The organism is Nitrosospira sp. Nsp1 (assembly GCF_900100985.1).
Lineage (GTDB): Bacteria > Pseudomonadota > Gammaproteobacteria > Burkholderiales > Nitrosomonadaceae > Nitrosospira.
The window spans coordinates 152,964-160,334 of record NZ_FMUF01000007.1; the positions used below are offsets into that span (position 1 = coordinate 152,964).

The window sequence follows — 7,371 nt, forward strand, 5'->3', positions numbered from 1 at the left end:
TTGTAGGGAGATTTCGTGAAGAGTGGCGTAGTTATTCATACGCCCGACTGAACGAAATTTTCATACGAAACAAAAGACCAGCGAGGGCGCGCGTCAATTTATGAAACATCCGGGTTAAATATAAATATAATGCGGGTCCGCCAGTTATTTGGCAGAATACTCACCTTATGAGTATGGTTTTGTTATGCTGGGGAGCAAAATGAGATACCAAAGTTTTCAGGAGTTCTGCGCTTACATATCCGAGCGGAACCCGGGCCAACCCGAATATCTGCAAGCGGTTGCAGAAGTCATCGAGAGTCTCTGGCCCTTTATCACGGAAAACCCTCGCTATGGCGAGCACGGCATTCTCGATCGTCTGATAGAAGCGGAGCGGGTAATCATTTTCCGGGTAGCCTGGGTAGACGATAAAGGCGAGGTGAATGTCAACCGTGGCTACCGGATCCAGCACAGTTCCTCCATTGGGCCTTACAAGGGCGGCACTCGTTTTCATCCCTCGGTGAATCTTTCCATCCTTAAATTCCTCGCGTTCGAGCAAACTCTCAAAAACGCGCTCACTACACTGCCCATGGGAGGCGGCAAAGGGGGTGCGGACTTCGATCCCAAGGGCCGGAGCCCGGGAGAGATAATGCGTTTCTGTCAGGCTTATATGAGCGAACTGTTCCGCCATATCGGTTCTGATATCGATGTGCCGGCTGGCGATATCGGCGTCGGCGGGCGAGAGGTTGGTTTCATGGCGGGCATGATGAAAAAGCTCTCCAACCGTGCGGACTGCGTTTTTACCGGCAAGGGGCTGAGTTTTGGCGGATCGCTGATTCGTCCGGAAGCCACCGGTTACGGTACCGTATATTTCGCCGAGGAAATGCTCAAGCAATCTGGCCGTGCGCTGGAAGGGATGCGGGTTTCCGTCTCGGGTTCCGGGAATGTTGCGCAATATGCCGTGGAAAAAGCGATGGCGCTCGGCGCCAAGGTAATAACCATGTCCGACTCCAGCGGGACTGTGGTGGATGAAGAGGGCTTCACCCCTGAAAAGCTGGCTGAGCTGAAGGAGTGCAAAAACTTGCGCTATGCGCGGATCAGCAACTATGCGGAATGCGCGAAAGCCAATTTTATTCCCGGCATGCGTCCCTGGCATATTCCGGTCGATGTCGCCTTGCCATGCGCCACCCAGAACGAGCTAAGTAATGAGGATGCGGCAAACCTGATCAACAACGGCGTAATATGTGTCGCTGAGGGCGCCAATATGCCTTCCACGGCGGAGGCGGTGAAGCACTTCGAACGCAGCGGTGTTCTTTTTGCACCGGGTAAGGCGAGTAATGCGGGAGGCGTGGCCACCTCCGGTCTTGAAATGAGCCAGAATGCCATGCGTCTCTCATGGCCCCGGGAAGAGGTGGATGCCAGGTTGCTCGAGATCATGCAGGCTATCCATCGATCCTGTCTGCAATACGGTCAACGCAAGGACGGCACCGTCAGTTATGTCAACGGCGCCAATGTGGCGGGCTTCGTAAAAGTAGCGGATGCGATGATTGGTCAGGGCGTGATCTGATCACTGCGGTGATGTCACCTCCTGTCAACATCTTCCGCCTCATCTGGCTTATCTGATCCAAACAGTCTTTATGTTAACGAATTCACGGATGCCGTGATACGATAATTCCCTGCCAAACCCGGAAGCCTTGGTGCCCCCGAAAGGCAGGCGCGGGTCGGATCTGACCATGCCATTAATGAAACTGCAGCCAGCCTGGATTTGCCTTGCAAGCCGTTCCGCTTTTTCCGTGTCGCGGCTCCAGATGCTTGAACCCAGGCCGAAGCGGGTATCGTTGGCAATGCGAATGGCCTCTTCTTCATTTGCTGCCCGTATCACGGCGGCCACAGGACCGAATAGCTCTTCATGATATGCCCGGGTTTTTGCCGTTACCCGATCCAATATCGACGGTGGGTAGAACGCACCCTCTCCTCGCATGGGTTCACAGCCGATAATCGCTTCTGCGCCTTGTCCGATCGAATCGACGACCTGCCGATGTAAATCTTTCCGTAGATCAAACCGTGCCATCGGACCGATCTGGGTTGTTTCATTCATGGGATCACCTATTTTCAAATCTTTTGTTTTTTTTATAAAGAGAGATACAAACTCATCGGCAACGTCCGCTACCGGAATGATGCGCTTTGCAGCGATGCATGACTGCCCACAGTTCTGAAACCGCGATTTCACCGCGAAGGTGGCAGCAAGTTCGAGATCGGCATCTTTCAGCACGATGAATGCATCCGATCCGCCCAGTTCCAGGACGCATTTTTTCAAGTGCCGGCCGGCATGGGAAGCCACTTCACGCCCAGCGGACTCTGAACCCGTGAGTGTCACCGCATGGACGTGATGGCTGGCAATAACCCCGGCCACGTCGGCAGACTCGATCATGAGTGTCGCAAATAGATGCGGGGGAAATCCCGCATCGCGGAACAATTGCTCTAGCGCCAATGCGCATTGGGGGACGTTTGAGGCATGCTTCAGAACACAGGCGTTGCCTGCCATTAACGTGGGAGCGGCAAAACGAATCACCTGGAAAAATGGAAAATTCCATGGCATCACACCTAGTACGACGCCTATCGGCTCGTAGGAAACATAACTCTTGCCCGCGTTGGTCTGAACCATTTCCGCCTGCAAAAAATGCTCGGCGTGCACTGCATAGTAATCACAGACAAGCGCGCATTTTTTTACCTCCGCATTGCCCTCGCGCACTGGCTTTCCCATTTCAACGGCCATTAGCGCGGCGTATTCGTCAATTCGTTCGTGCAGCAACTTGACAGCGTTGTGCATGCGTTCGGCCCGGTCGGGGAGCGTCATTTGCGCCCAGGTTCGCTGCGCGTTCCAGGTTTTTTCCAAAACCGCCGCGAGATGATTGCTATCCCAACTGGTATAGGTTTTTAGCGTTTCATTGGTGGTGGGGTTCAGGCTGATATATGGCATGATGTGCTATTCTTCGGGCAGAGAAGAGCCCTATCCGAACGGGAGACAAATGCGTATGGCGTAAGCCGGTATTTCACCCAATTTTTCAGCTCGATTAATTATTTTATAGCAGGTTATGAAAATCTTTTTTGCAATGTTATTTTTCGCTATGTCTGCCGGAACCGTGGCCGCGAGCCAGGATGACGATTTCATGACCATGCGGCAAGCGTTTCAAAATGGCGACGCCAGCCGAGTGGCGGCCTATGCGCAACGCCTGAGAGGGCATGTACTGGAACCCTACGCAATCTACTATCAGCTATACCCGCAGCTTGAGAATATCGACGTGAGCATGCCGGCGGTCAAAGGTTTTCTCGATCGCTACAAGGATAGTCCATTGAGCGACAGGCTACAGGGTGAATGGCTAAAAAGCCTCGGCAAGGCGCAGCAATGGGAGTTATTTGCGGAGGGATATCCGGATCTCATCAACAAGGATACTGAACTTACCTGCTATTCGCTTCAACACCGCATCGCCGTAAACGATGCCAGTGCATTCACCGAGGCGCGCCCGTTATGGTTTAACGCACGGGACATGCCGGAAAGCTGCACGGCGTTGTTCGATGCGCTGGATGTTGCCGGGAAATTGACGGTGGAAGATGTATGGACGCGCCTGCGTCTCGCGCTCGAAGCAGGAAATGTAGGGGTAGCGAAACGCATCAATGAATATCTACCGGAAAATGAGGCGCTCAATACGCGCCAGCTGGACTCCGCCGCAGGGAGCCCATTGCGCTTTCTGGAAAAACATCGGCATGAGATCAACACTCGCGCCGAGCGTGAAATCGCTCTTTTTGCAATACTGCGTTTGGTCCGTAACAATCCCGATCAGGCCTATGCCTATTGGCCGAGAATGCGCGCGCGATTCAGCAATGCGGATCATGCGTATTTCATGGTGCAACTGGCGGATCAGGCGGCGCGAAAGCTGAATCCGCGCGCCATTGACTGGTTTGCGGAAGCCGCCGGCACCGACACGCCGGTTGCGTTATCGGATGCGCAACTCGGGTGGAAAACGCGCGCTGCCCTGCGCGCCGGTGATTGGGGTCTGGTGCTGGATGCGATCGAAGCCATGTCTGCTTCCGAACAGGAGACAGGAGTATGGCGTTACTGGAAAGCGCGGGCGCTGAAAGCCGGAGGCAAGATAACGGAAGCGAATGTTATTTTCGCTCCCTTGAGCACCGAGCACAATTTTTATGGTCAGCTGGCGGAAGAGGAACTGGGCGTAGCGATCGGCGTCGCGACCGAACCCTATAAACCCACGTCAAAGGAAATTGCCGCCATCGAGCGGCTGCCTGGAATAAAACGGGCGCTTGCCTTGTATCGCCTGAATCTGCGAACGGAGGCCACACGCGAATGGGTCTGGGCAATACGCGATTTCGACGACGGGCGCCTGCTTGCCACCGCTGAAGTTGCGCGGCGTAATGGAATCTATGACCGGGCCATCAATACGGCGGATAAAACGGTACGGCAGCATGATTTCACACTGCGTTTTCTCGCTCCTCACCGCGATGCGTTGCGTAACCTCGTGAAGCAACAGGAACTCGACGAGGCCTGGGTATACGGCCTCATCCGCCAGGAAAGCCGGTTCATCAGCGATGCCAGATCCAGTGCCGGTGCGACGGGCTTGATGCAATTGATGCCGGCTACTGCGAAATGGGTATCGAAAAAAATGGGCGTCCGGAAATTTTCCCCCGCACGCGTGTCCGAGATAGATACCAATCTGACCCTGGGTACGTATTATCTCAAGCATGTTTTGACACTTACCGATAACCAGCCACTGCTGGCGTCTGCCGCCTATAACGCCGGCCCCGGCCGAGCGCAGCAATGGCGCGGCGACAAGCCGATGGAAGGCGCAATTTACGCCGAAACCATCCCTTTCAATGAAACCCGCGACTATGTAAAAAAAGTCATGAGCAACGCAATGTATTACGCCAACACCTTCGGGCATCCAACGACGGCACTGAAGCATCGGCTTGGAGTTGTGATGTCCCGAGAGGACAGCGAGCAATTTTCAGAAGCGAAAAGTAAACAATGAACATTAAAAATGTCTGCATTTTTGGCGGCAGCGGATTTGTCGGCCGGCATCTCGCAAATCTCCTGACCACGCAAGAAATCTATATGCGTATCCCTACGCGCAGCTACAAGCGCGCCAGGGGCCTGCTGGTTTTACCAACCGTACGCCTGGTAGAAGCGAATATTCACGATGATGCGGAACTTGACCAGCTACTGACAGGCATGGATGCGGTCATCAACCTGGTGGGTATTCTGCATGGGGACTTCAACACTGTGCACGTGGCGCTCCCGCGTAAAATCGCGGCCGCATGCGAGCGCAATGGAATAACGCGCTTACTGCACATGAGTGCGCTGAATGCCGATCCGGGTCAGCCCAGCGCGTATTTGCGCTCCAAGGCCGAAGGCGAAAAAATCGTGATGACGTCCGGCCTGGTTACGACCAGTTTCAGGCCGTCCGTTATTTTCGGCCCCGGAGATTCATCGCTTAGCCTGTTTGCCAGGCTGGCGCGGCTACCGGTGTTGCCCCTGGGGTCGCCCAATGCAAAATTTCAACCGGTATTCGTCAAGGATGTAGCGCATGCATTCGCCGCCAGCTTGACGGCACCCCACACTTTTGGTCAGCGCTACGATCTGTGCGGCCCACAATGTTACAACCTGCGGCAGTTGGTGGAATATGCCGCCCACGTTACCGGGCATGACCCGGCCATCATCGGCCTCAACGATAGCCTTTCTTATCTGCAGGCGATGATAATGGAGTTTCTACCCGGAAAACTCGTGACCCGCGACAATTATTATTCAATGAAAGTGGACAGCGTCTGCAATTGTGACGACCCTGGCAACTTTACGGAAGCCTGGGGTATTCCGCCCACTGCCCTGGAAGAAGTGGCGCCTATATATCTGGCGGGCGATGTGCCGCGGGAACGGTACGATGATTTTCGCGCAGGGCGATAATCTACCCTTCGAGAGTCGTTCTTGATGAAGACTTATCTGGTCGGCGGCTCCGTTCGCGATGAGATCCTGGGCTTGCCGGTGACCGACCATGACCATGTAGTTGTAGGATCGTCGCCGGACGAGATGATCCGGCTCGGCTACCGTCCGGTAGGAAAAGATTTTCCTGTTTTCCTTCATCCCCGGAGCCAGGAGCAATATGCGCTGGCACGTACCGAGCGTAAGGTGTCACGCGGGTACAAGGGCTTCGAAGTTTATGCCTCGCCTGAAGTTACCTTGCAGGAAGACCTGGCGCGGCGCGATCTCACCATCAATTCCCTGGCCAAGGATCAGGACGGCAATATCATCGACCCGTTTGGCGGCTTGTCCGACCTGGAAGCCGGGCTACTGCGTCACATAAGCCCGGCATTCACTGAAGATCCGGTTCGCGTGCTGCGAACCGCCCGTTTTGCCGCCCGCTTCGGTTTTCGAATCGCACCCGAGACCCTCGCACTGATGAGCGAGATGGTGCACAACGGTGAAGTGGATGCGCTGGTACCGGAACGGGTCTGGCAGGAATTTGCGCGTGGCTTGATGGAACAACGGCCTTCGCGCATGTTCTATGCGCTTCGCGAGTGTAGCGCGCTCGCCCGCATCATGCCTGAAGTGGACGCATTGTTCGGGGTACCCCAACCGGCGCAGCATCACCCTGAAATTGATACCGGCGTGCATGTGATGATGGTTATCGACCATGCAGCTTCCAGGAATTATTCCCTGCCGGTACGGTTCGCCTCGCTGACGCATGATCTTGGCAAAGGCACGACTCCACCGGAGGAATGGCCGCGCCATATCGGTCACGAAGCGCGGAGCGTCAAGCTGGTGAAAGATTTATGCGAGCGCATCAGGGTGCCTAACGAAGCGCGCGACCTCGCTTTACTGGTCGCGCGCTACCATGGCGACGTACATCGCGCCGCAGAGCTGCGGCCCGTCACCATCGCCAATATGTTGCAAGGCGTGGATGCATACCGCAAACCGGAACGCTTCGAAGAATTTTTGCAGGCATGCGCCTGCGATTTTCACGGCCGGCCCGGCTATGCGGACAAGCCTTACCCCCAGGCCGAGCGGTTACATGACGCGTTCGAAGCGGCCAGGAGCGTGGATGCGGGCACAATTGCCGCTGAGTTGACCAAAACCATTTCCGATCCCACTCGCCTGCCGGGCGCGATCAATACCAGGGTGAGCGAAGCCCGCATTGCCGAGATCAAAAACCGGCTGGCTTAATCACCGCGACAACCGGCTGTATGCTCTATACATTTTGCGGTAGATACTCTGTTCCCGTCAACAATAATTTACTCTGTTCCCGTCAACAATAATTTTCGATTTTTCTGCCTCATGCGTGAAGCGCATAGAACCGTCGATTATCGAACGGCTGATTGTGGGTAAAC

5 protein-coding genes are annotated in these 7,371 nt (G+C 55.0%); 4 read left to right on the top strand and 1 reads right to left on the bottom strand.

The genetic code is table 11. The features are described from left to right. The first annotated feature begins 199 nt into the window (after positions 1–199). Complete coding sequence (gene gdhA, locus BLP78_RS06645) at positions 200–1,543, top strand: NADP-specific glutamate dehydrogenase (RefSeq protein WP_090457799.1); 1,344 nt, start codon at positions 200–202, stop codon at positions 1,541–1,543. Between the two features lie 48 nt (positions 1,544–1,591). On the opposite strand, the gene BLP78_RS06650 is transcribed toward gdhA, so the two are convergent. Beyond that, on the bottom strand, positions 1,592–2,956 hold the full coding sequence (locus tag BLP78_RS06650; RefSeq protein WP_090457775.1) for an NAD-dependent succinate-semialdehyde dehydrogenase: 1,365 nt from the start codon (positions 2,954–2,956) through the stop codon (positions 1,592–1,594). Positions 2,957–3,071: 115 nt separating this feature from the next. On the opposite strand from BLP78_RS06650, the gene BLP78_RS06655 reads away from it, so the two are divergent. Genes BLP78_RS06655 through BLP78_RS06665 form a run of 3 tightly spaced genes read left to right on the top strand, consistent with a single transcriptional unit; the run spans position 3,072 to position 7,207 of the window. Next, positions 3,072–5,021: a lytic transglycosylase domain-containing protein gene (locus tag BLP78_RS06655; RefSeq protein WP_090457777.1), complete on the top strand. Its 1,950-nt coding sequence runs from the start codon at positions 3,072–3,074 to the stop codon at positions 5,019–5,021. Further along, positions 5,018–5,950 carry a complex I NDUFA9 subunit family protein gene (locus tag BLP78_RS06660; RefSeq protein ID WP_090457779.1) on the top strand — a complete coding sequence of 311 codons (933 nt, stop codon included), beginning with the start codon at positions 5,018–5,020 and terminating at the stop codon, positions 5,948–5,950. Before BLP78_RS06655 ends, BLP78_RS06660 begins: the two co-directional genes overlap by 4 nt. Positions 5,951–5,974: 24 nt before the next feature. Further along, positions 5,975–7,207 (top strand): multifunctional CCA addition/repair protein, encoded by a 1,233-nt coding sequence (locus BLP78_RS06665; RefSeq protein WP_090457781.1) that lies wholly within the window; start codon positions 5,975–5,977, stop codon positions 7,205–7,207. The last annotated feature ends 164 nt before the right edge of the window (positions 7,208–7,371 follow it).